Source organism: Legionella saoudiensis (genome assembly GCF_001465875.1).
Classification (GTDB): Bacteria; Pseudomonadota; Gammaproteobacteria; order Legionellales; family Legionellaceae; genus Legionella; species Legionella saoudiensis.
In genome coordinates this window covers 57072-82615 of sequence record NZ_LN901320.1, presented here as the reverse complement: position 1 = coordinate 82615, position 25544 = coordinate 57072, and the positions used below count along the sequence as shown (strand labels likewise).

Sequence of the window (25544 nt, the reverse complement as noted above, 5' to 3'; positions counted from 1 at the left end):
CTATGCCAAACGTAAAAATTATTGGAATGGGGCGATATTTACCTAAAAATAAAGTTTCATCTAGTGAATTAGATGCAAAACTCCAGTTAGCAGAGGGAAGTGTACAAAAAAAGTCTGGTCTAATTTCCCGTCATTTTGCTGCAGCAGATGAAACTACTTCGTACATGGGAGCCCAGGCGGCGCGCATTGCAGTAGAAAAAGCAGGCATAAATTTGACGGATGTGGATGCAATTATCAGTGCCTGCGGTGTAGGGGAGCAAGCCATTCCCTGTACTGCTGCATTATTTCAACAACAGCTCGGCCTTGAATCATCAGGAATTGCCTGCTTTGATGTAAACAGCACCTGCCTAAGCTTTATTACTGCCTTAGATATTGCATCTCATTTGCTTGCCGGGGGACGTTTCAAACGAATCTTGATTGTTTCCAGTGAAATCGCCTCCGTAGGACTTAATTGGCAAGATATGGAAACCTGTACCATTTTTGGTGATGGTGCTGCGGCTTGTGTTGTGGAACAAAGTGAGGGAGGAGAGCGTGTTCTTGCCGCACATCATGAAACCTATAGTATTGGCGCAAATATATGTAAACTGGAGGCATGCGGTACGCGCGTGCCCAACCCTACAATAGAGCAATCCCAATTCTATATGGAAGGAAAAAAAGTTTTTAAATTAGCCTCTAAACTATTGGATAGTTTGCTGGAGAATCTTTTGAATAAAGCCCAAGTTTCGCTAAGTGATGTTCACTGGATTATTCCTCATCAAGCCAGCTTACTGGCCATGCAACATATTCAAAAAAGGCTCAATATTCCTCAAGAAAAGTATGTATCCATTTACCCTTATCATGGTAATCAAATTGCAGCCTCAATTCCTACCGCACTATGCCACCTAATTGACAGCCAACAATTACAGCGCGGACAATTAGTACTGCTCTTAGGCACAGGGGCCGGACTTGCTGCAGGCGGCCTTATTTTGGAGTATTAAATGGTTTCTGTAGTTACTGGTGCAACGGGATGTTTAGGACTGAATTTAACACTACGCTTGCTGGAACAGGGTACTGAGGTTATTGCCTTAGGACGCCATGAAGCCATTGCTCGAATCATTAGACAAGCAGGGGCTTATTTTATTAACGTGGACTTACGCGATAAAGAAAAACTAAAAAAAGTAATTCCTCAACAAGCACAAACCATATTTCATTGTGCAGCCCTCTCCAGCCCGTGGGGACATTATCAAGATTTTTATGCTGCGAATGTGTTAGGAACCCAGCATGTCATTGAAAATACGGCAGAAACAACACGTTTAGTTCATGTTTCATCACCAAGCATCTACTTTGATTTTAGCGAACGACATAACATCAAAGAACATGAGTTATTACCTAAAAAGCCTGCAAATCATTATGTGAAAACCAAGTTAATGGCGGAGGCGTTGATTGATAAGGCCTTTCAAGAACAGAACCTTAATGTGATTACCTTACGTCCTCGGGCCATTTTTGGCCCCTATGACCGGGCGATTTTTCCTCGTCTGTTACAAAGCGAACGCAAGGGTGTTTTACCCATTATAGGTACTGGACAGAATCTTATTGATATTACTTATGTAGGAAATGTAGTTGAAAGTTTACTCTTAGCCGCTAAAGCTGGGGAGCAGTTTTGTGGTAATAAATATAATATTACGAATGGCGAGCCACAAACCTTAATCCATATATTAAGACAATTATTCGATGCCTTAGGAAAGCCATTTATGCCTAAGTTTATCCCTTATGCCCTAGCCAAAAAGTATGCTGCATGTTTGGAAAAGATCTACCGCCTCCCGTTTATACGTACCGAACCGCGCTTAACGAAGTACAGTGCCGGAGTTTTATCTTTAGGACAAACTTTAAATATCGAAGCGGCGCAAAATGATTTAGGTTATCGCCCATTATTGAGCATTTCCCAAGGGATTGAACGTTTCGCGACGTGGTACCAACATCATGATTGAATATCAATTATTTGAAGCAGGATACTGCAAGCATTGTCAGCGCATGACCTTACAATCAGGGCGGATGCAGCAATGCGATTATCCCGCAATTTGCGCTTTAATTAAGCACCCCCGGCAAGGTTATATTTTGTTTGATACGGGCTATAGCGAGCGCTTCTTCCAATTGACGCAAAAATTTCCTTTTTCTTTGTATCGGCGACTGACTCCTGTCGTTCTTAAGAAATCACTAAAACAGCAATTGGAAGAACAGCACATTCAAGCAGGCGAAATTCGTACTATTGTTATATCGCATTTTCATGCTGATCATATTGGCGGGTTAAAAGATTTTCCCAATGCCCGATTCATTTGTCACCCTGAAGCTATTAGTGGCATTAATAAGAAAAAAGGAATTCGCGCCTTAATTAAAGGCTTTTTACCTGACTTACTTCCCAAAGACTTTTATGAGCGCATAGCGCCGTTGCAACATGAAATCACTTTGCCCAGCGAATTATCACCTTTTACGTCAGGCTTTGATTTGTTTAATGATAGACAATTAATTGCCATACCTTTGCCCGGACATGCCCAAGGGCAAATTGGTTTGTACTTTAAAACAATTGAGGGCCAAGAAACTTTTTTAATTGCGGATAGCTGCTGGCATCAGGAGACCTTTAAAGAACTAATTTATCCCAGTAACCTCACTTATTTAATCCATGAGGATAAACAAGCCTATCAAAATACGATTTTGCAGTTGCATCAACTGCATCAACGAAATCAGGCGATAGATATTATTCCTGCCCATTGCCAACACATACGCGCGCGTATAAGGTAAGCTCATGATTCTTCGACTGCTTTATTATTATTTCAAAACCCAGTATTTAAGCCAGTGTTTTCATAGCCGTGAACAATTAGCTGCCTATCAGGATAAACGGTTTAATGCATTAGTGAAGAACACTTTAGGGAAATCGTCTTTTTATCAACCCTATTTGAACAAACCATTCGCTGAGTGGCCAATCATCAATAAAAAAATCATGATGCAACATTTTGATGAAATTAATACAGTAAACATAAAAAAAGACCATGCCCTGGAAGTAGCTTTACGCGCAGAGAATTCCCGTGATTTTTCACCTTTAATTGATGATTTAGCTGTGGGCCTATCCTCCGGAACCTCAGGCAATCGTGGGTTATTTCTAGTGAGCCCTCAAGAGCGGGATGCCTGGGCTGGAATTTTATTAGCAAAAGCGCTACCACAAGGATTAAGAAAACAAGAACGAGTTGCTTTTTTCTTACGCGCTAACAATCGACTCTACACAAACCTCAGTAAAAGTAAAAAAATTCAATTTCATTTTTTCGACTTACTTGAGCGTTTTGATTTACATAAAAAACGGCTTACGCAATTACAACCTACTATTGTTTCAGCGCCCGCCAGTGTTTTATTAGCCTTAGCGATGCATCGCGTGGCAATAAAACCAAAAAAAATCTTTGCGGTAGCAGAGGTTTTAGAATCTCGTGATGCGGCCATCATCGAGAATGCTTTTGCTTGCCCTGTATCACAAGTTTATCAATGTACCGAAGGATTTTTAGCCATCAGTGATAAGCGCAGTAATCGTTTAATGATGAATGAAGAATTTTTAATTATCGAGAAAGAATGGATTGATGAACACCGCTTTATCCCTATCATTACTGATTTGCTACGTACCACCCAACCGATTATCCGCTATCGTCTTGATGATGTATTAATTGAAAAACCAGCTAATGGCGTGTTTACCCAATTAGCTGCAATTGAGGGGCGAGTAGGCGATATCTGCTATGCCACTAAAGAGAATAAAATATTTCCCATCTTTGCTGATCTCATACGTCAAAAAATGGCCTCTTTTCCCTTTGAGTTTGACGACTACACCATTCAACAACATGATTTAAACCAATTTAGTATTCAAATTACTCCTGAAATAATGGAGAAGGATGCCTTAATCGCTCATTTGAATAAACTTTTTCATGACTATGATTGTCCGCATTGGGAATGGCGGCCTTTTATAAAAAAAGAATTGAGTACGAAAAATCGCCGAATTCAGGTCATGCCTGAGTTGCTAAATAAAATTCAAAATAAGTTATAACCTAGATTATAAAAATGAGATTCATAAAGCCACACCAAAGTTAGGCATGGCTTTACAGGGCAACTTGTGAACTGCTAACGGCTTGCATTGACCTGTCATCTGCTTTGTTTTAGCATCACCTCAATCCAACAAAAAGAAAGCAATGAATGCTCATCCATAAAAAAATAGATGTACACGGCAATTACCTTAAGTTTCCTGGAGTTTCTGTTATTGCCTGTGTGGGTGAAACCGATAAAGATTTCTGGTTAAGTGTCTATGAATTTCTTAACGGAACCAAAAACATCCGCAACTATTATAGCCCCCTTCCTTGCTCCAGTTATCATATGACCACCAATCATTTATATACTCAAAGCGATTACCTTGATAACTGGCCCACCTTGCTCAATGATGAGCGATTTCAACACCTACACAGTAAATTAATGGCTACTGCCTTTTCGCTTACCGCAACGGTTGTAAGTGTTAAAGTGTCATACGCGTTGCAGTTGAATTTAGTAATTCCGCCATCCCAATATGCTTTAATTAAAGCAATCGCAGAAGAATTCAACATACAAAATAAAATCCCTCAAACATTTCATGTTACGCTAGCCTATGCGTATAAAGAGCTGGAAGATGCCCGCATAATTGCTCCTGAAATTGAGCAGCTGCGTTCTTTATGTCTAAACAAAGAAATTAGCTTATTATCACCTATGCTGTGCTTTTTCCATGACATGCGGCAATTTTTCATCTGGGATGGGAAATGTAATCCGTTTTCATAAGCTCAAAATCCTAGTATCGAGGAAGCGCAGTGTAAAACTTGCTTACACTGCGCTGTGCCAGGCTATGAAAAAATCATGGGTGGGTTTAAAGATGAGATGCACGTTGAATACCATGGCCAACATGGGAAACATCTCGACCAAAACCATTAACAGTACCGCATGCAGTTAACATCCCTACTGTGGTTAAAAAAACACAAACCATTATTATTTTTTTCGCTCTGTTCATGATTTTCCTCTCTTCTTGAGTTTGAAAATAGGACGTTTTCTTTAATTAGTTTAGTTCATATTCTGAGGCTCTGCCAAAAAATACTCATTATGGTTTTATTAACTCCTCTTTTTGCCAATAGGGGAAAAAGGGTACTTAAGAAATATATATTTTCCCTAAAAATATTGATAAATTAAAGGGCCTAAGAAAGAACAGGGATTTTAAATTTGCGCTCGCTCTTATTAACAGGCCTTTGCTGTGCGTCCGTCTTAACAGGTTGTAAACTTCATAGCGTAACGGCAAGTCATACGCCTCAAATTAATGCGCATGATTTAGCAGTAACCCATATTTATAAAATCCCCAGTACCAATCAACCTAAGAACTGCCTTACACGGTTTAATGATCCGCAGTTACATCAGCTGATTACCGTAGCACTAATTGATGGACCGGATATGCGTAGTGCCTGGGCTCGCATTGATCGCGCCCGACAAATTGCCAAAGGCGCCTTTTCGGCACTCTGGCCCTCCGCGGATCTTAGTGGCTCCATCGCTAAAGACCATTTTTCCTTTCACGGTGTTGTTCCTCCTCCATTTACGGAAATAGTAGCGAATCAAGCACGTATCGAAAACCTGGCATTAAATTTCAACTATGAACTCGATTTATGGGGGAAAAACCGAGAAACTTTTGCGAGTGCCGTCAATGAAAATTTTGCAGCACATATGGATATGGAAGAAACACGTTTAATTTTAAGTTCTACAATTGCCTCAGTTTATTTTGATTTGCAAAATAATTTGATTCAGCAACAACTAGCCAAAGAAAATGTACGTATTTTAGAAGAACTTGAAGGGATTGTTACCGATCGCGCAAAACATGGCGTTGAATCCGACATTCCAGTAAAAACAGCCATATCTAACACCCAATCTGCCCGCCTGTCAGTTGATGACTATCATCGAGCAGAAATGCAGGCACGTCACCAATTAGCCGTGTTAATGGGGAAAAATCCATTTAATACCGAGATTGAAACCACCAAGTTTATTTATAATAAACAGGAGCTCACTTTACCTAAAGTAATCCCCGCTAATTTACTAGGCCGCAGGCCCGATATAGTTGCCACTCGTGCTCGTGCTCAAGCAGCAGCACATTTAATTAAAGTGGCTAAAGCTGCTTTTTTCCCCAATATTAATTTAAGTGGCGTACTGAGCTTACAGTCATTTTATTTTAGTAAATTGTTCCATATAGCCCTCCAAACAGAAGGGGTTAAAGCTGCTCTCGAATTACCTATTTTTGATGCTGGAGCTCGTCGAGCCAATCTTGGCGTAAAGCGTGCGGAATATGAGCTTGCCGTGAATCAATACAATCAAACTATTTTAAATGCCTTACGTGAGGTTAGCGATCAGATGACCGCGCTACAAACACTTAACAAACAGGTAAACTCACAAGATAAAGCACTGCATGCGACAATAACCAATTACCGATTATTTCGCTCACGTTATGCCAGCGGTATTATTGATTACGTACAACTTCTTGAAATAAAGCAATTAGTAGTACAACAAAAATCACTGCTCATTAATTTACAAACCCGTCAAAAACAAGCTTTTGTAGCCTTGTTAGCAGCCCTTGGTGGCGAGGTATCATTATGACCAAAAAAGAAGAAAGTGGTGGCGCAACCCCTGAGACACTACGCAAGCGAAAAATAGCCATGTATAGCCTTGGAGGCCTATTTTTATTAATCGCAATCATCTGGCTAATCTATTGGCTTATATGGGGACAATTCGAAGAATATACTGATGATGCTTATGTGAGCGGTAATTTGGTGCAACTTATGGCGCAAATACCAGGAACGGTAGTTGAAGTGCATACGGAAGACACGCAATTGGTGAAAGAAGGGCAAGTACTTATAAAAATGGATCAAGCAGACTATGCCATAGCCTTACAAAAAGCTAAGGGCGATCTAGGCCAAACCGTACGACAAGTTCGCCAATACTTTGAAAATGCAGCCCAAGCACGTCAAAACGTAATTATGGATAAAGCAAATTTAGTCAAAGCGCAACTGGATCTTAAGCGTCGCAAAGGGTTGATAGGTAACCGTGCTGTCTCACGTGAAGAAATGCAACATTTCCAAACCACATTAGATGCAGCTCAGGCAAGCTATAATGCTTCCTTACGTCAATTGGATGCTGCAAATGCTTTAATTGATAACACCAATCTGTATAACCATCCACTGGTGGAAACTGCCAAAGCGAACTTAAAAAATGCTTATTTAAATTTCCAAAGAACAACCATTGTCGCCCCCGTCACCGGGTTTATTGCGAAACGTAATATTCACCCAGGGCAACAAATAGCACGAGATACTGCGATGCTGGCAATTGTCCCTTTACATGATACTTGGGTTGATGCCAACTATAAGGAATCCTCTCTGGAGCATATTCGTGTAGGCCAGCCCGTTATACTTTATGCAGATGCCTACCCAGGTATAACCTACCATGGCAAAGTGCTTGGGCTTAATGCAGGAACTGGCTCTGCATTTTCTTTACTTCCACCGCAAAATGCTACGGGGAACTGGATTAAAATTGTACAAAGACTGCCGGTGCGTATTGAGCTTAATGAAAAAGAGGTAGAAAAAAATCCGTTACAAATAGGCCTGTCAATGCGCGTTACGGTAGATACCAGCAACCGCGATGGCAGTAGAATGCCAACGACGAATAAGGCGCTATTTAAATATAAAACTACAGTTTTTGCTGACCAGTTAGCAAAAGTAGACCAGATGATTGACTCTATATTAAAAGCAAATTCCCAAGATATGTCTTTACCCAAGGCAGGAACATAATGGCAGAATTTGCTCCTTTAAGTGGTGGTCGACTGGGATTAATGACCTTTTCCTTGTCATTAGCCATTTTTATGAATGTTCTTGATGTATCCATTGCGAATGTGGCGATTCCGACTATTGCCGGAGATCTGGGCGTAAGCCCTGATAATGGAACCTGGGTCATTACCTCTTTTGCGGTAAGTCAAGCAATTATGTTACCACTTACAGGATGGCTCGCACGGCGCTTTGGCGAAGTACGCTTATTTCTCTTTTCTACCGCCTTATTTACCCTCGCATCCGTGCTCTGCGGCTTATCATTTAATCTTCCCATGTTAATTTTTTTCCGCGTGGTGCAAGGAGCAGTTTCTGGCCCAATGATTCCTTTATCGCAAAGTATCTTACTTGCTAACTATCCCCCGGAAAAAAGAGGCCTGGCAACGGGAATCTGGGCGATGACCGCAGTAGTTGGTCCTATCCTTGGACCTATTCTTGGGGGGTATATTACCGATAATTATACCTGGCCATGGATTTTCTATATTAATGTTCCTGTAGGTATTTTTTCCGTAATTTTTACGATGATTACCCTATCGGGAAGAGAAACGCCAATCGTCAAACGCCCCATTGATTATGTAGGCCTAATCTTATTAGTTATTGGTATTGGCTGTTTACAAGTACTATTAGATAAAGGTCATGATTTAGATTGGTTTAACTCAAATATAATTATCACCTTAGCCATTATTTCCTTAATCTCGCTAAGCTACTTAGTCATTTGGTTACTGACGCAGTGCGACCCAATCATTGATCTGTACCTATTTAAAAATAGAAATTTTACCATTGGGGTTATTTGTCTGACCTTAGGCTTTTTAGTCTATTTTTCTAATGTCGTTATTTTCCCATTGTGGTTACAAACACAAATGGGTTATACGCCAACGTGGGCAGGCCTTGCTGTAGCACCGGTAGGGATTATACCGTTTATCCTTACTCCTATTGTGGGAAACTACATGGGCAGATTTGATTTACGCTTGGTGACAAGTATTGGCTTTATCGTGTTTGCCTTTACCTCCTACTGGCAATCCTTATTTTATACGGATGTCGGGTTCATCCAACTGATTGAGCCACGTTTAGTACAAGGCTTTGGTCTTGCCTTTTTCTTTACTCCTCTCGTTGCCATGATTCTAGCGGATCTGCCTCCGGAAAAAATGGCTAGCGCATTGGGCCTTGGCAATTTCTTTCGTATATTGGGAGGAAGTTTTGGCACCTCAATTAGCGTTACGCTATGGAATGATCGAGAAGCCCTACACCAAAGCCATCTTGTGGAACACGTAAATGCATTTAGCCCGTTCACCCAGCTAACACTAGAACAATTGCAAGCCCTGGGAATTCATGGTTTAAAGCGTTTCGGCGTAATCTATGAAACCATAATTAATCAAGCATTTATGCTCGCTACAAATGATATATTCAGAGCCTCCGCTTGGGTATTTACTTTTTTACTGGTACTGGTTTGGCTGGCAAAACCAACTTATGTAAAATCTGGAGGTCCTGTTGCTGCAGAATGATTGTTTATAAAACAATTTTTCTCTATAATCCGTTTCGATTTTAAACAATAAGGTGCTTAAAAATGAAAAAATGGATGGTACTAGCAGCATCAAGCTTTATGGTAATGAATGTTCATGCAAACGAGTTATACTGTGGCTATAAAGATTATTTTCGTTTAAGCGATGACACACACCCAGAGATTCATATCGTCAATGGGTTTAGCGATCAAGATATTATTCTGCAAATGATTGGCCCACGTAGTTTTTTAATCAGAGACTCCTACCAATGCAAAAGCGGTTATGCTCACGTGACTGTGGCTTATGATGCGGAAAACTGGTGTGTTCTGGATATCAAAGATGGTCCGTACATGAATCACCCCAAAGTCAATGCATCGTGCAATGGCATTCGTTATCTTGAAACTGAATATGATGGCTGGGGTAGCTATTCATATACGATTAAACTCGATTAAAACACGTCCTATTTCTTTTTAATACACTCATTGTCGTCATTGCGAATACAGTGAAGCAGACCCAGAACGATACACTCTCTGTACTGGATTACTTCACTATATTCGCAATGCCATTTGCACTGTCGTACCCTTTTTTCCCCCTGGCTCTTATCCTTGACAAGAACTGCTCAATTAAATACCATATCAATCCAAATTTAATCATGAGAAACAAAATGACAGATTTTTTCAATAGCCGTACACGCTCGCAATTAGTAGGTGATGTTGGTGTTGGCGCACTTAATGCGGCAAAAAATGGAATTTTTGGGGGACTTTTAATTGGCGCAACGCTGCCTACGATTGGTTCTCTAGTTATGACAGCAAGTGCTGCGGCTCTTGGTGGTGCGCTTTTAGTCATTCCAGCAATGATGGCTTATAAAGCTTCCATTAATGCGGAGCATTTCGATAGCTCTTTTTTCACGTACATGGAAAATACAGGGTTTAAAGCGGCCTTTTCCTTTACAGCCGGTTGCCTGGGCGCAGCTATTTTAGGAACAGCAATTCTCCAAGTAGGACTAGCTTGTCTTGCCGCTTCCTTAACATTTAGCCTGCTGAATAAAATGACGCAAATGATTATTGATGCAACAGCACCCAGTAAATATTCTCCGGAAAACCATTTAGTAGCAAGAATGACCGCATAAACCCTTACTTACTGATGGCAATCATGGTGCTTACTTATAAGCGATTTATTGTCATCAAGGTTAAAGAGAACCCTCTCCCGCGCTCAATAGCATACTTAGGCTAGCTCCTGTTGCGGGTGGGGAGTTACTCTTGCCATTGGTTGTTTGTAACCAGGACTTCTTTTTAGGATTTTTTCGACCCGTTTGCCTTGCTTACATCGAAAGACCATCCCCCACCTAAGGCTTTAATCAATTGCACACTGGCAATTTGCCGGCGCGTACGCACATTTACCGCAGCAAGTTCTGATTGCAATGCTGTATTTTCAGCAATGACCACTTGCAGGAAGGTTACCAATCCTCCTTTATAGCGATATTGCTCTTGAATCCAAGCGCGGGTTGCCGCTTGGGCTGCAGCATCTTGAGTCACGCGCTCTTTATCCAATTGCTTCATCGCAATAAGATTATCCTCGACATCTTGGAATCCTGTTAAAACTGACTTCCGATACGTTGCTACAGCTGCAAAATAATCGGCTTTAGCCTGGTTTAATAAGCTTCGTAATCGTCCTCCATCAAAAACCGTAACTTCGGCGATGGGCTGAATTAACGTTAATAAACTTAGGGGCCCAATAGACCAAAATACGCTGGGCTTGGAAATTAGATTAGCTAAAGAACGGCTTTGATAGCCACCGCTTCCGGTTAAGTTAAATTGCGGAAAAAATGCGGCTCGAGCCACCCCAATACGGGCATTAGCCGATTGCACACGGTGTTCGGCAGCAACAATATCAGGTCGGCGCTCTAATAAAGTTGATGGCATATTCGGAGCAATAGCTAAGAATTTTCTCGGTAATTTAGCGGGAGCTAAAGAAAAATTAGAGGGAATTTCGCCAATTAATACGGCAATGGCATGTTCCAACTGTGCACGGTTTAAGCGCATATCCTCTGCCATAGTTTTGGCATTTTCCAGCTGGGTTTGCGCCTCGTCAACATCTGCGATAGGAGATACTCCTCCTCGATGACGTTGTTGAGTTAAATACAGCGCTTTTTTATAAGCAGCAACAGTTTTATCTAAAATACGCTGCTGTTCATCACTCCCCCTCAAAGCGAAATAATCACTGGCAAGCTCGGCATGCAGGCTTAGATGAATCGCAGCTACATCCGCTGCACTGGCTTTTGCTGTCTGAGCAGTGGCAATTATTTGGTTACGCACAGCGCCCCATGCATCAACCTCATAACTTAGATATCCCCCGACTAAGAATTGATCATAAACCAATACCGAAGGCGGGTTAGCAACTGTGCGTGAATTTTGTTGCCTATCTGCGTTAAATAAAGCCTGCAATGAAGGAAAAAGTGCTGCGCGTGCTACTTGTGCTGAAGCATAAGCATCCTGGTAATGCGCAAAGGCGACTCTTAAATCCTGGTTGGCAACCGTTAAGCGCTCCTGCAAATCATTAAGAATGGGATCATTAAAAGCTTCCCACCAAGCATCAGGCTCCACCAGCTGTGGTGTGGTCGTTATTTTTTTCCAAGTTCCCGCCTCTTTAAAATGTTCAGGAATTGGCATGAATGGGCGCTCATATTTGGGAGCAAAGGAGCAACCAGCTAAAGCAAAAACCAATAAACCAGAAATGCTCAGTTTTTTCATGCAGCTACCCGTACCGTTTCACCATTGGAAATTGAATCGGGAGGATTCAAAACGATAAGATCACCCGGAGTCACACCGGTAGCAATTTCCACTTCGGCGCCAAAATCGCGATTGATGGTTACTGATTTTAATTGAATCTTATTGTTCTTATCAACGACTGCAACTTGCAATCCCGCTGCTTGAAATATTAAGCAATTAACCGGTAAACGCACGGTATTAGGCGGCAGCGGGAAGATAAACCAAACTTCCGTATAGCTACCTGATAACATTAGTTCCTCTTTATTTTCTGCTGTAAATTGTGCAAGTAAGGTTCGGGTATTGGGATCAATCGCTCTGGCGGTATCGAACAATTTAGCCGTAAACACTTTGTTTGGGTGTTCTGCGAAATGTAGGCTTACCTGCATATCAGATGTCAGGCGTGTTGATAAATTTTGCGGCACCTTGACATAAACACGTAACGGATTGGTTTGCGCAATACGGAATAAAGGCCTTGCGGTAGTACTACTGCCCTCATTAATTAAGTCCCCAATATCAGTGGCACGAGCAGTAATTACGCCATCAAAAGGTGCTATTACACGCTGAAACCCCACTAACTCATTTAAACGCGCTAGATTTTCTTTAGCAGAAATCATTGCTGCTTGCAGCGCCTTAGCACTGCTCACTTTTTCCTCTGTTTCTTGTTTGGAAACGGAGTCGGTTCTTAATAAATTAACCCACCGCTTCGCCGTAGATTGGGCTAGATTATTGTTCGCAATTGCTGTATTTAAATCAGCAACCGCCTGGCGCTGTTGTGCATCTAACTCCGGAGTTTCAATCTCAGCAAGCAAATCACCCGCCTTAACATGGCTGCCAATATCAACATACCACTTTCTTACATAGCCATTCGTACGCGCAAAAATAGGCGCTTCATGCCAAGCCCAAACATTTCCTGGCAGAATTATTTTATCCGTACCCTTTGATGCCGTTGCTTTAATAACGCGTACCACAGTTACCGCTTCAGCAATGGTGCGATTACGCAAAACAATGGCGGCATGAATACGAAATATAATCATCAGCAGTACAATGAGTAAGAAAATAGCAATACCGATCACATAATGACGATGCCGTTTGTCCTTAAGGTGTAATTGCATTTTTTCAAACATTTTTATTCCTTTGCTTCGTCTTCGCGTTTAATTTACGCTCGTGAATTACATAAAAAACTGCCGGTACAAAAAAGAGTGTGGCAATGGTCGCGAAAGATAAACCGCCAATTACCGCCCTTCCTAATGGCGCATTTTGTTCACCACCATCTCCTAAGCCCAAAGCCATAGGTAACATTCCAATAACCATGGCCGAAGCAGTCATGAGTACAGGGCGCAGCCGTGCTCTTCCGGCCTCCAGGGCTGCTGCAAAAGGATTAGGCGTTGTCGCCAGGTGATCGCGAGCAAAACTAATGATCAAAATACTGTTTGCAGTCGCCACCCCCATACACATAATCGCCCCAGTCAATGCGGGCACACTTAAAGGGGTATGCGTTAAAAACAGCATCCAAGCAATTCCGGCTAATGCGGCGGGTAATGCGGTGATAATAATAAAAGGATCCAACCACGATTGAAAATTAATAACAATCAAGAGATACACTAATAAAATAGAAAATGCCAAGCCCCAATAAAGACCTGTAAAGGCATGATGCTGAGTATCAATTTGACCACGAATCGCAATGGAGGAGCCTTTAGGCAAATCTTTTTTAGTTTCATTTAGTAGCTTTTGAATATCCTTTGCTACAGCACCAAGATCACGGTCTTGTATTGAGGCAAAAATGTCAATCACCGGCTGCACATTATAATGGGATTCAACGGCTGAGGTCCAAGCGCGCGTCAATTGGCTCACCGAACCTAAAATTTGCACTTGGCTTGGTAGCGTTAATGTGCCAATAGGAAGATTTTTTAAAGCCTGTAATGAATTCATCACATATTGGGGCGCCTGCGTCACAATTGGATAGGAGACACCATTGCGCGGATCGAGCCAAAATGTAGGCGAAGTTTGGAAGCTGCCGGATAAACTAATTAGTAAATCCGACGCAATATCCGATTGCGTAAAACCAATTTCTTTAGAAAGAATGCGATCCACATCCACAAACAACACCGGATAATTATCCGCTTGCCGAGTGCGAACATCTGCAAGTCCAGGAATTAATTTAAGCTTACGTATCAACTGATTTGCATACTGCGCATTTTCCTTCCTCTTCAAGCCAATCACCTGAATATTAATTGGCGAAGGTAAACCAAAATTAATAATTTGATTGACGATGTCGGCCGGTAAAAATGCAATGGATACGGAGGGAAACTCGTTATTTAAAATGGTTCTTAATTTACGAACATAGTCCGGACTTGGACGATGGCCTTCTTTGAGGGAAATTAAAATATCGGCATCCTCAGGCCCAATGGTTGCCGAATTACTGTACGATAGGTTAATACCACTTACCGGCAAGCCAATATTATCGACGATGCTATCCAATTCATTAGCAGGAATAATACGACGAATTACGGTATCAACTTTATCTACCAGACGCGCTGTTTCTTCCACGCGAGTCCCCGTTGGCGCACGAATATGTAATTTAATTTGCCCAGCATCTACATTAGGGAAAAAGTCTGCGCCCAACCAGGGCCATAATAGAAATAAGGACACCAAGATAATGACTAAAAAGCAAGGAATAAAAAGCCGCGTGTTTTGCAAAGCCGAAGAAAGTAAATCGCAATACCGCTGCCGAAATTCTGCGAATTTATGTTCAAAGGCCTCATGCATTCGTACAAAACGATTCGTACTTTCAGGTTTATCCACCGACAAGTCATGTTTTTTTAATAAATATTTAGCAAGGGTAGCAACTAAGGTTCGTGACAAAATGTAAGACATCAACATAGCGAAGATGACGGCCTCAGCCAACGGAACAAATAAGTACTGCGCCACTCCACCAAGGAAAAACATGGGCACGAATACAATACAGATACATAAGGTTGAAACTAACGCAGGAATCGCAATTTGCTTAGCCCCATCTAAAATCGCTTGTTCAACCTCTTTGCCTTGCTCCAGGTTCCAGTTAATATTTTCAATCGCAACGGTTGCATCATCCACCAAGATTCCTACGGCAAGTGCCAAACCTCCGAGGGTCATAATGTTAATGGTTTCACCTAACGCAGAAAGAATGGTAATTGAAGCAATGATCGATAAAGGGATAGAGATGGTAATAATAAAGGTGCTGCGAATGCTCCCCAAGAACAGTAAAATCATCAGTCCAGTTAATGCCGCAGCAATGATTCCTTCCGTAATTACCCCTTGGATTGCTGCTGTAACAAAGATAGATTGATCCGCAAATTGCGATAACTTTAAGCCCTCAGGCAAGGTTTCTTTCACCCCCGGAAGCAAGGCCTTAATTTTGTTAATAATATCTAACGTCGATGCATTCCCGGTTTTTTGAATGGACATCATTACTGCCCGCTGCCCATCCACACGTACAATATTCGTCTGGGGTGCAAACCCATCACGCACATGCGCAACATCACGAATAAAAAGCACACGACCTGGAGTCGTGGCCACGGGAAAATCGTTTAATTGATCAACAACCAATGGACTGCCATTAAGCTTAACAATGTACTCATAAGTCCCAATTTTTTGCGTTCCGGCAGGAACAATTAAATTTTGCGAACCAATTACTGCGTTAATTTGTTGTGCAGATACGCCATAGGTTTGCATTGCTTTGGGATTAAGGTCTACTTGAATTTGGCGCGTTTTTCCACCATAGGGATAAGGTATTGCCGCCCCCTGTACAGTAGCAAGCTGCGAACGTAAGAAGTTATTCGCTAAGTCATTCAGTTTTTGTTCGGGAATGGTTGCACTCGATAAGACTAACTGCAATACCGGCACTGTTGATGCTTTATAATTTAGAATCAATGGCGGTAAAGTTCCTGGAGGCAGGTTTTTCAATATAGTCTGCGATATTGCCGTTACCTGGCTTAAAGCCACATCGATATTTACCCCGGGATGGAAAAATAACTTGGTAACGCTAACGCCGAGTAATGACTCCGACTCAATATGTTCAATGTCATTAACCGTAGTAGTTACAGTTCGCTCAAAAACACTGGTGATCCTGTTTCCCATTTCATCTGGAGGTAATCCTGTGTAACTCCACACCACACTAATCACAGGAATATTAATATCTGGAAAAATATCAGTAGGGGTACGCATTATTGTCAACGGCCCAATGATAAGTAACATTAGCGCTAAAACAATAAAGGTATAAGGCCGCGACAATGCAATCCATACAATCCACATAACTAACGGTCCCTGTTACATCGAGTAAATAGCTCCGCAGTATAACAATAAAATACGTGCAAAATAAGGTTTTTTATGGATTTTCATCAGCAAAATCAACGTATTAATTAGCTTAAGTCAATAATCTGACCACACCGGGCAAAACCTCGAAATCCATGAGGACCAACCTCTGGTAAGACCCCATCATTATAATGATAAAGCCACATTTTAGCTCTAATTTCAGGGGCTAACGTAGTTAACTGATCAAAATGCGCATGTACACCACTTGGCGCGGCTAATGTTTCACAATCATGAAAGACAATAGTTGCCTCTTCATAATACTGCTTAAGATGATCGGGAGTAAATTGGGTGTCTGCGGTAATAAAAAACTTCTTTCCTTGGTAGGCAATATCCAAGCCATAGCTCGGCATTAAACAGCCATTAGAATGTACATGCACGGTTTTAATTAAATTTAATCGCAAACCTTCCCATTCAAATATTTGTCCATTAGGGATGGCTTGCACCGAAAAGAAATCATTCAAGGTTGCATCTACTTCATTAAGCGTTTTTAAACCGCCACTGAGAGAATGCTCCCAGAGCATGTCGGCTAATTGCTCGTGAATAATCAGCGTAGGCTTCCCATTTTGCGAAACAAACTTTCTTTGTAAAGCAAACCATTCCATACCGCCAACATGATCTGCATGCAAATGACTAATATAAACCGCATCAATTTCTGCGGCCGTATAATTGGCTTTAGTTAATGAAAAACGTATGTCGGTACCACAATCAATTAATAGCTTTTTGCCATTATCAGTAAGAAGCAGCATATTGGATTGATAATTTAAAAGATCGCTACCCAATCCACTTGCAGTGCCTAAAAATAATAATTTCATTAAATAATCCTGAATTAATACTGCTTGTCCTAAATGAAAAAATACAAATACTTACTCTTAAAGAATAGCATTTAAAATTAGTTATTAAAAATAACCTGATTAGGGCAAAATAGTCTATCTTTTTAAATAAGAACCCGGGATTTACATATGGCTACGGTAGATGAAATTAAATTTAAAAAATACCCGTCTCATTAACTGCTTCTTCTTCTTTTTGGCCGTCACGCTGATTTGCCTAATTTATTGTTTATTCGAGTTAAAGTACCACTCAGAACAAGAAATGTTTACCGAGCTAGATCGCCACAGGGCCTATTCAATTGCTGATGAACTGCGCCAAAGTTCTGAGGATTTAACCACTATGGCTCGCCTTTATGTGACCACCGGCAATAAAAAATATCGCAATTATTATGACCAAGTCTTAGCCATTCGTAATGGTTTAGCGCCACGCCCAGTGAAATATGATGAACCCTATTGGGATCTAATTATCACCGATAAATCTCCCAAAGATTTTCAAAAGCCAAAATCCTTAGCGGAAATGATGTTAGAACAACGCTTCTCCTTAAAAGAGTTTTCCCTGCTGTCGAAAGCAGAAAATAAAAGTAACGCCTTAACTCAAATAGAAATAAAGGCAATGAATGCTGTTGATGGAAAATTTCAAGACAGCTCAGGACACTATAATATCCAAGGAAAACCAGACCCGGAACTGGCGCAAAAATTATTATTTAATGATGAATACATGAATACCAAAACTGAAGTAATGCAACCCATTCGTGAGTTTTTTGAGCACGTAAACTCACGAGTTCAACGCACTATTCGCAAAATTGAAGCGCGAGTCCAACATACTCTTTCCATTGCCTTAGGGCTTGCATTTTTGTCCACTATCATCATGATATTTTCCATAGTGCAAACATTAAGATCTTTATCCAAAGCCAATGAAGAAAATGATTTACTATTGCTCAACATCTTACCCGAGTCAATCGCTTCCCGCCTTAAACTAGGGGAGCAAAATATTGCGGATGAATATCCACAAGCAAGTGTAATGTTTGCGGATATTATTAATTTTAGCGAACTAACAGACCAATTAGGTCCTAAAAAAACCGTTACTATTTTAAATAAATTATTTGCAGAGCTCGATAGCATTACGGAAAAATACCATGTCGAAAAAGTGAAAACCATTGGTGACAATTATATGGCCGTTTCCGGCGTTCCGGTACAAACAACCCGGCATGCGATAAATATGGCAAATTATTCACTCGCTGTTTTAGAACGTATGCACGCGTTTAACAAATCACAACAGATGAACTTACAATTTCGCATTGGCATGACTTATGGAACAGTAATCGCAGGAGTAATTGGGCATAAGAAATTTTTATATGACGTCTGGGGTAATGTGGTTAATTTAGCCAGCCGCTTAGAAAAAAGCGCGCTACCGAATAAAATTCATATTTCAGAAAAGATGGCTTTTATGTTAGAAGAAGAGTTCATTATAGAACCTTATGATACCATTACAGTAAAAGGTTTTGGCCCCATAAAGACTTATTTTTTGTTGGGTAAAAGAGAAGACGTTCACGGCGACTAATAACAATATACGTTATTACTGCGTAGGTCTAAAATACAGAGTACCTATATAGTAAACTAATGTTTACTAATTATTTTTTAGCCAATTTTTAACATAGAACATCGTGTCTTCAATAACAGAAATAGCCTGAAAATAAAGTTTAGGAAATAAGTTTCTTTGTCCTGTTTTCCAATAACGTTCTAAATATTGGCATGCGTATTTCATCCTCATGGTACCGATATAAACTGCACCTCCTTTTATTTTATGAGCTAGTTTCTCAACGTGTACAAAATCCTCTTTAGCAAAAGAGTTCTTCATTCTATTAAGATCTTGGGGTAGCTCGCTTTCAACAAGCTGTTTTAAGAGATTTCGCAGTATCACTTTATCCCCTAAATTTTTTAAGGTCTGTTCCACTTCAAGAAGAGGGTATTGCTCTAAGGCAAATAATTCATCTTCTGTATCGGGCAAATCAAGTTTGGCCTTTTTTTCTTTTTCTCTTTCCAGGTGTTCATCAGTTCTGACAAAGGAATTTAAAATATTCACAGCATGGGCTTTGGTAATTGGTTTTGCCAGAACCGTATCCATACCCGCCTCAATACATCGTTGTTTGTTTTCTTCAACTGCATGGGCAGTTAGCGCGACAATGGGCGTATGCTCATTATCGCGCTCATGATTACGGATTTGTTGCGTTATTTCATATCCATCAGCGCCTTCACCTAAACCAATATCCATAAAAATCAAATCATAATGATTTTGGCTATTTAAGCTTAACGCTGCTTTTCCATTAGCGGCTAAATCCACATCGCAATTTAAGTTAGATAAAATTTTTTCTATGACCTTTTGAGCCGTTAAATTATCTTCCACAACTAATATTTTTGCTTTCTTTGCCGATTGGTTAATTAATTCCCGCTTCGAAGATGAATCCTGGTCCAATAAAGAAGGGGTTCTGTAAGCAGGGAAGTCGTTTTCTACCCCGGTATCATCATCCAGTAACGATTCGCATAGGGGAAGAATACAGGTAAAGGACGTACCTACACCAAGTTGGCTTTTTACAGAAATTTCGCCCTCTAATTCATCAATAAATTGCCGCACAATATAAAGGCCTAGTCCTGCCCCTTTATAAATACCTTGGTAGGAAGAAGTAAGGCGTTTAAACTGCAAATAAATATCTTGTTGTTTTTCTGGTGGTATACCAATTCCAGTATCGGCAACTTTAATACGAATAATTAAACGATTATCTTGTTTTTTTGCTAAATCCGCTGAAAGCGTTACATGCCCAACATGCGTAAAATTAAGTGCATTACCTATCAACTCTAAAACAATACGGTGGATTCTTTTTTTATCACCAAGGACATAGCGAGGTAGATTTTCATCGACAACGCAATTCAATTGCAATTTTTTGGCTTTGGACATGGCAAGATTTAGATCAATGACATTTCTTAATAAGGCCCTTAGATCAAATTTTTGTTTTAATTTGGGAATTTCCCCTGAGCTAACCCTTATTGCTTCGAGCACATCATTCATTAAGTCCAGTAAGGCATGGCTTGAAGCGATTAAATTATCTGCATATTCTTTAGTATGACTTTCTTTAGTTTCATTTTTAAGTATTTCTGCAAAGCCTACGATTCCTGAAAGCGGAGTACGAATATCATGGCGCATATTTTCTAAAAATTCGATTTTTGCCTGATTCGCGGCTTCTGCTTTTTCTTTAGCAAGCTTTAACTCATTTTCAATGTGCTTAATATGAGTGATATCTATGGTATTGCCTAAAATACCTATCACCTCACCTAAATGGTTTATCAGAGGTTTTTTCGTGGAAAGTAAAGTAACTTGTTCTCCAGTAGGTAATTCGGTTATTTCTTCTATTGAAAGTTCAATGCGTTGTTCCATTACGTTTAGGTCATTTTGCCGGTAGATTTGTGCAGTTTCTTGACCAAATAAGTCAAAATCAGTCTTACCAAGGACCTCCGCTTCTACGCCTGATTTAAGAAACCCCATGCGTTTTAAACTTTGCAGGCAATGGGCATTTAGACCAAGCCATCTTCCATCTCTATCTTTCCAATAGATATCTCCAGGAAGATTATTAATTAAAATTCGCAGCTCATCTTGAGGCAGCCCCGAATCATTTTTTGCGTCATTGGTGCTTTGCTGATAATGTTGCTTATCCATATATAAATTCACTAAGAAGATTCATACAAGCATAGATAATGAATCCAATTTTTGTAAAAAAATTATTCTATTAATCCCAAAAGGTTGTCAATAATCGACCTCATTTTACTCAATGTATTATTTTTATCCTTTAGCACTAAACAAGAGTCTTCTTCATGAATCACGTATTCCAGCTTTTGATGACAAATAATATAAAGTTGATTATCTATTTCTTTTATTTTGGGCAACTCTTGCTTAATTGATTCAAGGAGCTGGTGTTTTATGTTACTTCTTGCTTCAAAAAGCCGATCTTCCAAACGATCCATCATTTCTTTTAAATCATGCTTATTACCACTGCAGGTAATACGCATAATGCCTGAGTTCATAGGCAATCCAAAATAACTTAACGGGGCTAAAAGTAAAGCGTCTTTAAACAATAAATAATACGCTAAATCCTCCCCTGTTTTCACTACGTCTATATGCTGTAAAACCCGCCGTGCCTCTCCAGGCATTTCCAAGCCAAATAAATCGCTAAAGTCGCCCAAAACATAAAATGTTGCTTCTACTTTATATTCGGGATCAGGCATTTCTGCTCCCATTAATTGCAATCTATTTTGTACGTACTCAACTTTTTTCTTATAAAATTTACTTAATTTTTTCTGCTCTTCTTTATTAAAATCCCGCATTGTTTCCGCATAAGCAATCTGCGCTGAGCGTGGGGCATGAATAAAGTAACTGATATTTTTATTTAAGATTTCATTCATAAGCCTTTGCTCAAAAACAATGAGAATGGCCATTCGCTCGCCTGCAGCAGATAAGGCTTTTGTTGCTGAACGAAGAATAATAACTCGCTCTTTTAAATCCGGTGCAACTTTAAGGAACGATTCAGTTTGCACAAAAGTCATCTCTATATAGGCTTCATCAAAAATAATGTGTAATTCAGGATAATTCCTCAACACCTCGGCAATCTTATAGAGCTCATTTGTTTCAATTACATTCCCCAGCGGATTGGATGGGTTACAGATTAATACCGCTTTAGGGTAGCCTTGGTCTTCCTCCGCTAATTGGTATGCTTCTTTAATACTTTTTTCTAGTGCTGATGCGGTCAATTTATATCCCGCCTCAGACATGACATGGATAGGGTGTAATTTATGAAGGTTATTAGAATAAGCGCTATAATAAGGAAATGGAGTAATAATCCGATAACCAGGTATATCTTCATAATGCGTATTAAATGTTTCAAAAATAGTCCTTAGCGCACCGATACCACCAATTGTAAATAAAATATGTTCTGGCTTTATTTCTGCTTCATACCAAGACGACATATAGGAGGCCATGATAGACCGAGGCTCATAATCTCCTCTGGGATCGCCATAATCAATCGCCAAATGTTCATAATTATCCTCTGGGTTTTTATGCCATTTCTGCGTTGCGTCTTCTAATCTTTTCCAATATCGTAAATAAGATGCAACTGTATTTGCATTAATGGGATAGGTAGGTTTACCGAGCCCCGCCATAATTAATTTTTTGGACGTAGCTCTATTTTGATGTCTTAATTCTTCTTTTAAGGTATTTGCCCATAAGGCAAGTAGCATCACTTTTTCTAATTTATTCGCAGATTGCCCGCTGGGAGTTAACATAAAGAGACCTTTTGATTTTCTTTTAAATTAGCGCCTCAGGCTGATGAGCCCGCACAGCGATGACAAATCCCATAAATATTTAACTCATGATCCGTCATTTTAAAATGGGCGCGATCCGCGATCGCTTTTTGTCGTTGCTCGATAATTTCATCAACAAACTCTTCTACATAACCACATTTCACACAAACTAAGTGATCATGATGAGCGCCTTGGCTTAATTCAAAAACTGAATGCCCGCCCTCAAAATTATGGCGAGTAACTAGACCTGCGCTTTCAAATTGGGTGAGCACCCGATATACCGTCGCCAATCCAACGTCCTCACCGGTTTCTAACAATGCCTTATAAACCCCTTCTGCGCTTAAATGATGATTGCTAGACTGTTCTAAAATCTGCAATACTTTTAAACGTGGTAAGGTTATTTTTAATCCGGCATTTTTTAATTGCTTACTTTCATCCATCGGTGCTCCTGGTTCGACTATTTTCTTTAAGGGAACGAAGTTCTACATACCTTGCAGGTGTCTTTCAGTAAATGACGTGCTATTATGGCGAAATTTTTCACGGTAGGCAAAAAAATGAGAATAATAGCTTTACTCCTTGGTATTTTATGTACCCTAACTCTAACTCAATGCACTTCTTTTGATTTTGCGCGTCGAGTCGCTCAACAAGGCAACCTTTTGCCCGAGTCTAAGCTAAAACGCTTAAAAGTTGGCATGAGTAAAAATGATGTTGCCATATTGATGGGAACCAGTTTATTGAGTCCCACATTTAACAATGACCGTTGGGATTATGCATACACTTGGCGTCGTGGTCATGGCAATCTTACGATCATTACAGTGAGTTTGTATTTCTCTAATGGAACTTTAAAACGGATTGAGCGAATCTAATTTAATTACATAGCCTAGATGCAAGGACAGGTTAACAAGCGAAAAAGTGTTTACCCTGTGCTGCATCAAGGTTATAGAACGGATAGGAGCGCGATATGAAATTTGAAGAATTATTAGAGCTTCTTGATAAACACTGGAAAGAGCATCTTCTAAAAATAGAGTTTTTTATCCAGTTAATTGAAAAAAACGGCTTAAGTTTTCTACAGGCACAAAACTTAAAACAGCAACTTGAAGTTTTTGGTCGACGTTTTATTGCATACACACTTAGCGTGTACAACCTGAATGCCCTTACGGAAAATCAACTGCCCATGATCATTTTTTTTACTCAAGCAATGCACCAAGAGCTTGATACCCTAACCCAAAAAATCGATCAATACTGTCAAACTAAAGCTTCTGCATCCAGAAACAGTTTTTTCCAACCACAAAGCTCAGCAGTCTTTAATCCCATAGATAAAGATTTGCTTAATTACTCCCTGGATTTTGAGCTTTGATTTAACGTCTAAGTAGTCTGGGGCAATGCAGTGAAATCGGAGAGCCATGAGCGCTGCGCATTCATTATGGTTAGCATTGAACCCTTGATTACGCTGCGCCCAGGCAATATCTATTTATTTAGCCGTGCTTTTTGGCGTCTATTCTCTTTAGGGTCCACAGTTAAAGGTCTATAGATTTCAACACGATCACCCTCTTTAAGCATCGTATCTAATGCTACCTGTTTCGCATAAATGCCTACAGGCATGTCCTTGGTTTCAGGATGAGATTGATGTATTCCAGAAGCATGCAAAGCATCCGCAACAGTTGCTCCTGGCGGCAACTCAAGCCGCTGATGAACAGTTTGCTGCTCCCGAGTGATGTAGACAAGCTCAACCTTCACCATAAATTACCCTTGCACGCTCACAAAAAGAATCAACCATTTTATCAGTTACTTGTTCAAAAACAGGACCAAGTAACATAGAAAACATGCGGCCGGCAAACTCAAACTCCAAATCAAAAGAAACTTTGCAGCCCTCATCCACTTCATCAAAGCGCCAAAATCCCTCTAAGTGACTAAATGGGCCATCAACCAAACGAATTTCAATCATTTTATTAATTTGCAAACGATTACGAGTGGTAAATGACTTGCTCATTCCCGCCGCACCAATTACTAAAGTTGCTTGCACTTCATCTTCATCACGATGATGTACTACACTTTCCGCACAATAAGGGAGAAACTGAGCATAGTGCTCTACCTCATTTACTAAACGAAACATTTGCTCGCAGGTATATCCCACTATTCTTGATTTTTTTACTACGGTCATAAAATACTCCCGGGAGCGTGCTGGCATAACCAAAGGCTTATATCTCTAATTTCATCCATGCACACAGAATGCTCCATAGGATACTTGTGATCAGAAAGATACGTGTAACCATTGTTTAGCAACCAATCTTTACTCATTTCAACCCACTTTGGTAATACTAAAGGATCAAATTGTCCTGACCCCATAAAAATCGGCGTATGTTTATCAAGCTTAGGTCGATTATGATCGGCTAAAGGCAAGTATGCTGATAAAGCAATAACGCCCCCCAGACGGCCAGGGGTATGTAAGGCAGTATGCAAAGCCATTGCGCCACCTTGTGAAAATCCCGCTAAAAATAGTTGCTCGAATGCAAAACCATCCCGCAATTGCTCATCCATCACGTTGCGAATTAATGCCTCGGATTGCTCAATACCTTCTTTGTCTTGCCGGTCAACTAACTCCACGCCAAGGATGTCATACCAAGCCGGCATCACCATGCCGTTGTTGAGCGTCACTGGGCGCATGGGCGCATTAATAAATACATGGCGTAACGCCACATCCCCAGCCACCAATTGATCAGCCAAACCGACCATGTCAGAAGCATCAGCGCCCAATCCATGCATCCAAATGACACATGCTTGTGCTGGAGCTTGGGGCTCTTTCATATAAACACTCAAAATGTTCCCCTTAATGCAAAAAGGCAAATTATCGCCAATGCCTTCGCACAGTGCAAGTTA

At 40.4% G+C, this 25544-nt stretch carries 24 protein-coding genes; 13 read left to right on the top strand and 11 right to left on the bottom strand.

Features of this window, described 5'->3' with window-relative positions; genetic code table 11:
- Nucleotides 1–2: 2 nt before the first annotated feature.
- The 5 genes from BN3124_RS01345 to BN3124_RS01325 all read left to right on the top strand — a co-directional run bounded on the left by BN3124_RS01345 (nt 3) and on the right by BN3124_RS01325 (nt 4812).
- Nucleotides 3–977: a beta-ketoacyl-ACP synthase III gene (locus BN3124_RS01345; RefSeq protein ID WP_058533065.1), complete on the top strand. Its 975-nt coding sequence runs from the start codon at nt 3–5 to the stop codon at nt 975–977.
- Complete coding sequence (locus BN3124_RS01340) at nt 978–1967, top strand: NAD-dependent epimerase/dehydratase family protein (RefSeq protein ID WP_058533064.1); 990 nt, start codon at nt 978–980, stop codon at nt 1965–1967.
- Nucleotides 1960–2775, top strand: a complete 816-nt coding sequence (locus BN3124_RS01335) for an MBL fold metallo-hydrolase (protein ID WP_058533063.1) — start codon at nt 1960–1962, stop codon at nt 2773–2775. Before BN3124_RS01340 ends, BN3124_RS01335 begins: the two co-directional genes overlap by 8 nt.
- 4 nt (nt 2776–2779) lie before the next feature.
- On the top strand, nt 2780–4057 hold the full coding sequence (locus BN3124_RS01330) for a F390 synthetase-related protein (protein ID WP_058533062.1): 1278 nt from the start codon (nt 2780–2782) through the stop codon (nt 4055–4057).
- A gap of 146 nt (nt 4058–4203) precedes the next feature.
- Nucleotides 4204–4812, top strand: coding sequence for a DUF1868 domain-containing protein (locus BN3124_RS01325; RefSeq protein ID WP_058533061.1), 609 nt, complete (start codon nt 4204–4206; stop codon nt 4810–4812).
- Nucleotides 4813–4897: 85 nt separating this feature from the next.
- On the opposite strand, the gene BN3124_RS01320 is transcribed toward BN3124_RS01325, so the two are convergent.
- Nucleotides 4898–5038, bottom strand: a complete 141-nt coding sequence (locus BN3124_RS01320) for an entericidin A/B family lipoprotein (protein ID WP_058533060.1) — start codon at nt 5036–5038, stop codon at nt 4898–4900.
- 206 nt (nt 5039–5244) lie between these two features.
- Here BN3124_RS01320 and BN3124_RS01315 point away from each other — a divergent pair, with 206 nt between their 5' ends.
- The 5 genes from BN3124_RS01315 (at nt 5245) to BN3124_RS01295 (ending at nt 10505) form a co-directional block, all read left to right on the top strand.
- Nucleotides 5245–6657: an efflux transporter outer membrane subunit gene (locus BN3124_RS01315; RefSeq protein WP_058533059.1), complete on the top strand. Its 1413-nt coding sequence runs from the start codon at nt 5245–5247 to the stop codon at nt 6655–6657.
- Nucleotides 6654–7844 (top strand): HlyD/EmrA/EmrK family protein, encoded by a 1191-nt coding sequence (locus BN3124_RS01310; protein WP_058533058.1) that lies wholly within the window; start codon nt 6654–6656, stop codon nt 7842–7844. Before BN3124_RS01315 ends, BN3124_RS01310 begins: the two co-directional genes overlap by 4 nt.
- On the top strand, nt 7844–9379 hold the full coding sequence (locus BN3124_RS01305) for a DHA2 family efflux MFS transporter permease subunit (RefSeq protein WP_058533057.1): 1536 nt from the start codon (nt 7844–7846) through the stop codon (nt 9377–9379). Before BN3124_RS01310 ends, BN3124_RS01305 begins: the two co-directional genes overlap by 1 nt.
- A gap of 62 nt (nt 9380–9441) precedes the next feature.
- On the top strand, nt 9442–9828 hold the full coding sequence (locus BN3124_RS01300; RefSeq protein ID WP_058533056.1) for a hypothetical protein: 387 nt from the start codon (nt 9442–9444) through the stop codon (nt 9826–9828).
- A gap of 212 nt (nt 9829–10040) precedes the next feature.
- On the top strand, nt 10041–10505 hold the full coding sequence (locus tag BN3124_RS01295) for a hypothetical protein (protein ID WP_058533055.1): 465 nt from the start codon (nt 10041–10043) through the stop codon (nt 10503–10505).
- Between the two features lie 163 nt (nt 10506–10668).
- Here BN3124_RS01295 and BN3124_RS01290 read toward each other — a convergent pair whose 3' ends face one another.
- The 4 genes from BN3124_RS01290 to BN3124_RS01275 form a co-directional block, all read right to left on the bottom strand.
- Nucleotides 10669–12126: an efflux transporter outer membrane subunit gene (locus BN3124_RS01290; RefSeq protein ID WP_058533054.1), complete on the bottom strand. Its 1458-nt coding sequence runs from the start codon at nt 12124–12126 to the stop codon at nt 10669–10671.
- Complete coding sequence (locus BN3124_RS01285; RefSeq protein WP_058533053.1) at nt 12123–13268, bottom strand: efflux RND transporter periplasmic adaptor subunit; 1146 nt, start codon at nt 13266–13268, stop codon at nt 12123–12125. Before BN3124_RS01285 ends, BN3124_RS01290 begins: the two co-directional genes overlap by 4 nt.
- Complete coding sequence (locus BN3124_RS01280; protein ID WP_058533052.1) at nt 13261–16434, bottom strand: efflux RND transporter permease subunit; 3174 nt, start codon at nt 16432–16434, stop codon at nt 13261–13263. Before BN3124_RS01280 ends, BN3124_RS01285 begins: the two co-directional genes overlap by 8 nt.
- Nucleotides 16435–16541: 107 nt before the next feature.
- The gene (locus BN3124_RS01275) at nt 16542–17306 is read right to left on the bottom strand and encodes an MBL fold metallo-hydrolase (RefSeq protein WP_058533051.1); all 765 of its coding nucleotides are present in this window, start codon (nt 17304–17306) and stop codon (nt 16542–16544) included.
- Between the two features lie 160 nt (nt 17307–17466).
- Here BN3124_RS01275 and BN3124_RS01270 point away from each other — a divergent pair, with 160 nt between their 5' ends.
- A complete protein-coding gene (locus BN3124_RS01270) occupies nt 17467–18882 on the top strand; it encodes an adenylate/guanylate cyclase domain-containing protein (protein ID WP_058533050.1) in 1416 nt (471 codons plus the stop codon).
- Nucleotides 18883–18948: 66 nt separating this feature from the next.
- Here the strand turns inward: BN3124_RS01270 and BN3124_RS01265 are convergent, their stop codons facing one another.
- The 3 genes from BN3124_RS01265 to fur all read right to left on the bottom strand — a co-directional run bounded on the left by BN3124_RS01265 (nt 18949) and on the right by fur (nt 23107).
- Entirely contained in the window at nt 18949–21030 is a 2082-nt protein-coding gene (locus BN3124_RS01265) for a response regulator (RefSeq protein WP_078061445.1), read from the bottom strand.
- A 62-nt stretch (nt 21031–21092) separates the two neighbouring features.
- Nucleotides 21093–22649, bottom strand: coding sequence for a pyridoxal phosphate-dependent aminotransferase (locus BN3124_RS01260; RefSeq protein WP_058533049.1), 1557 nt, complete (start codon nt 22647–22649; stop codon nt 21093–21095).
- Nucleotides 22650–22684: 35 nt separating this feature from the next.
- Nucleotides 22685–23107, bottom strand: coding sequence for a ferric iron uptake transcriptional regulator (gene fur, locus BN3124_RS01255; RefSeq protein WP_058533048.1), 423 nt, complete (start codon nt 23105–23107; stop codon nt 22685–22687).
- A gap of 84 nt (nt 23108–23191) precedes the next feature.
- On the opposite strand from fur, the gene BN3124_RS01250 reads away from it, so the two are divergent.
- Together BN3124_RS01250 and BN3124_RS01245 are read left to right on the top strand one after the other, a co-directional pair.
- Nucleotides 23192–23533, top strand: a complete 342-nt coding sequence (locus tag BN3124_RS01250; RefSeq protein ID WP_058533047.1) for an outer membrane protein assembly factor BamE — start codon at nt 23192–23194, stop codon at nt 23531–23533.
- Between the two features lie 95 nt (nt 23534–23628).
- On the top strand, nt 23629–24024 hold the full coding sequence (locus tag BN3124_RS01245) for a hypothetical protein (protein ID WP_058533046.1): 396 nt from the start codon (nt 23629–23631) through the stop codon (nt 24022–24024).
- A 110-nt stretch (nt 24025–24134) separates the two neighbouring features.
- On the opposite strand, the gene BN3124_RS01240 is transcribed toward BN3124_RS01245, so the two are convergent.
- Genes BN3124_RS01240 through BN3124_RS01230 form a run of 3 tightly spaced genes read right to left on the bottom strand, consistent with a single transcriptional unit; the run spans nt 24135 to nt 25472 of the window.
- On the bottom strand, nt 24135–24407 hold the full coding sequence (locus tag BN3124_RS01240) for an RnfH family protein (protein WP_058533045.1): 273 nt from the start codon (nt 24405–24407) through the stop codon (nt 24135–24137).
- Complete coding sequence (locus BN3124_RS01235; RefSeq protein ID WP_058533044.1) at nt 24394–24828, bottom strand: type II toxin-antitoxin system RatA family toxin; 435 nt, start codon at nt 24826–24828, stop codon at nt 24394–24396. The genes BN3124_RS01240 and BN3124_RS01235 overlap by 14 nt, the downstream gene beginning before the upstream one ends.
- On the bottom strand, nt 24825–25472 hold the full coding sequence (locus BN3124_RS01230) for an alpha/beta hydrolase (protein WP_078061444.1): 648 nt from the start codon (nt 25470–25472) through the stop codon (nt 24825–24827). The genes BN3124_RS01235 and BN3124_RS01230 overlap by 4 nt, the downstream gene beginning before the upstream one ends.
- Nucleotides 25473–25544: the final 72 nt, after the last annotated feature.

Bases quoted from the DNA above. Each gene is read 5' to 3' on its own strand.
- BN3124_RS01325 (WP_058533061.1), top strand. From the start codon at position 4,204: ATGCTCATCCATAAAAAAATAGATGTACACGGCAATTACCTTAAGTTT.
- BN3124_RS01235 (WP_058533044.1), bottom strand. From the start codon at position 24,828: ATGACCGTAGTAAAAAAATCAAGAATAGTGGGATATACCTGCGAGCAA.
- BN3124_RS01300 (WP_058533056.1), top strand. From the start codon at position 9,442: ATGAAAAAATGGATGGTACTAGCAGCATCAAGCTTTATGGTAATGAAT.
- BN3124_RS01345 (WP_058533065.1), top strand. From the start codon at position 3: ATGCCAAACGTAAAAATTATTGGAATGGGGCGATATTTACCTAAAAAT.
- BN3124_RS01285 (WP_058533053.1), bottom strand. From the start codon at position 13,268: ATGTTTGAAAAAATGCAATTACACCTTAAGGACAAACGGCATCGTCAT.
- BN3124_RS01305 (WP_058533057.1), top strand. From the start codon at position 7,844: ATGGCAGAATTTGCTCCTTTAAGTGGTGGTCGACTGGGATTAATGACC.
- BN3124_RS01240 (WP_058533045.1), bottom strand. From the start codon at position 24,407: ATGGTGAAGGTTGAGCTTGTCTACATCACTCGGGAGCAGCAAACTGTT.
- BN3124_RS01290 (WP_058533054.1), bottom strand. From the start codon at position 12,126: ATGAAAAAACTGAGCATTTCTGGTTTATTGGTTTTTGCTTTAGCTGGT.
- BN3124_RS01330 (WP_058533062.1), top strand. From the start codon at position 2,780: ATGATTCTTCGACTGCTTTATTATTATTTCAAAACCCAGTATTTAAGC.
- BN3124_RS01280 (WP_058533052.1), bottom strand. From the start codon at position 16,434: ATGTGGATTGTATGGATTGCATTGTCGCGGCCTTATACCTTTATTGTT.
- BN3124_RS01310 (WP_058533058.1), top strand. From the start codon at position 6,654: ATGACCAAAAAAGAAGAAAGTGGTGGCGCAACCCCTGAGACACTACGC.
- BN3124_RS01250 (WP_058533047.1), top strand. From the start codon at position 23,192: ATGGCGAAATTTTTCACGGTAGGCAAAAAAATGAGAATAATAGCTTTA.
- BN3124_RS01335 (WP_058533063.1), top strand. From the start codon at position 1,960: ATGATTGAATATCAATTATTTGAAGCAGGATACTGCAAGCATTGTCAG.
- fur (WP_058533048.1), bottom strand. From the start codon at position 23,107: ATGGATGAAAGTAAGCAATTAAAAAATGCCGGATTAAAAATAACCTTA.
- BN3124_RS01320 (WP_058533060.1), bottom strand. From the start codon at position 5,038: ATGAACAGAGCGAAAAAAATAATAATGGTTTGTGTTTTTTTAACCACA.
- BN3124_RS01230 (WP_078061444.1), bottom strand. From the start codon at position 25,472: ATGAAAGAGCCCCAAGCTCCAGCACAAGCATGTGTCATTTGGATGCAT.
- BN3124_RS01340 (WP_058533064.1), top strand. From the start codon at position 978: ATGGTTTCTGTAGTTACTGGTGCAACGGGATGTTTAGGACTGAATTTA.
- BN3124_RS01295 (WP_058533055.1), top strand. From the start codon at position 10,041: ATGACAGATTTTTTCAATAGCCGTACACGCTCGCAATTAGTAGGTGAT.
- BN3124_RS01260 (WP_058533049.1), bottom strand. From the start codon at position 22,649: ATGTTAACTCCCAGCGGGCAATCTGCGAATAAATTAGAAAAAGTGATG.
- BN3124_RS01265 (WP_078061445.1), bottom strand. From the start codon at position 21,030: ATGGATAAGCAACATTATCAGCAAAGCACCAATGACGCAAAAAATGAT.
- BN3124_RS01275 (WP_058533051.1), bottom strand. From the start codon at position 17,306: ATGAAATTATTATTTTTAGGCACTGCAAGTGGATTGGGTAGCGATCTT.
- BN3124_RS01270 (WP_058533050.1), top strand. From the start codon at position 17,467: ATGAAATTAAATTTAAAAAATACCCGTCTCATTAACTGCTTCTTCTTC.
- BN3124_RS01245 (WP_058533046.1), top strand. From the start codon at position 23,629: ATGAAATTTGAAGAATTATTAGAGCTTCTTGATAAACACTGGAAAGAG.